Consider the following 1,002-nt stretch of genomic DNA (forward strand, 5'->3'; position numbering starts at 1 on the left):
CTTGGTGAGCAGTCACTTACAGTAAAAAGTTTACCGGGCGTATTCAGTCATGGTCAATTTGACTTAGGCAGCCGTCTACTACTGGAAACCTTACCTAACTTGTCAGGCAAAGTGCTCGATTTTGGTTGTGGTGCCGGTGTTTTAGGCGCGTTCATGGCGAAAGCAAACCCAGAAATTGCGATTGATATGTGTGACATCAACGCGTATGCCATCACCTCAAGCCAAGCAACGCTTGAAGCCAACGGTTTGTCTGGTCGCGTGTTTGCGTCTGACATTTACTCAGATACGGCCAATGACTACCGATTTATCATCAGCAACCCACCATTCCACAGTGGTTTAGACACCAATTACAACGCGGCTGAAACTCTGTTAGGTCACGCGCCACAACATCTTTCAAACCATGGTGAGATGATCATTGTTGCGAACAGCTTCTTGAAATACCCACCAATTATTGAGAACGCATTCAATAATTGCGAGACGCTAAATAAGACCAATAAGTTCTCTATCTACTACGCGAAAAAATCGTAATTGTGAGCCGCGCAGGCAAGAACCTGCGCGCTTCTTTCCTAAAATTGCCCCATTTGTAAGAAAAACTGCGTGACTCTGCACGCTTTGCAACTAACTTTCTTGTCAAAGAAAAAAAACTCGTTAATTTTGTTAATTCTATCGAATTTAACTTCTTATCCGTTTTTAACGAGAACCTAGGCGAGCACCTTCAACCCGTGCGAGCCCTTTACGAGTTGTAATCTTATCCATGTTTAAATTCTACAAAAAACAGAAATTTAAGCGCCTTCAGAGTACGCTGATGACTGCGTTTCTTGTCCTCAGCATTACGCCTCTTACCATCACTGCGATTTTTTTCCTGCAATCCCATAGTAAAGATCTGCAAGAACAGAGCACTTCACATCTGCTTTCTGTTCGTGATACCAAACAACAACAGATCCTCGACTACTTCGAAGCGCAAGAAACCGAAGTCATGGGATTTGTACGCTCTGAGCTCGC

The 1,002-nt window shown here is 43.8% G+C and carries 2 protein-coding genes; both read left to right on the forward strand.

Annotated elements, in window-relative coordinates; all coding sequences use genetic code 11:
• Positions 1 to 528, forward strand: a 528-nt coding sequence (locus tag R8N46_RS25700; protein WP_318189841.1) for a class I SAM-dependent methyltransferase, incomplete at its 5' end; no start/stop codon positions are given.
• Positions 529 to 754: 226 nt separating this feature from the next.
• The coding region (locus R8N46_RS25705; protein WP_318189842.1) for a hypothetical protein at positions 755 to 1,002 on the forward strand (248 nt) is incomplete at its 3' end.

This window comes from Vibrio sp. 1874, assembly GCF_033344395.1.
Taxonomy (GTDB): Bacteria; Pseudomonadota; Gammaproteobacteria; order Enterobacterales; family Vibrionaceae; genus Vibrio; species Vibrio alginolyticus.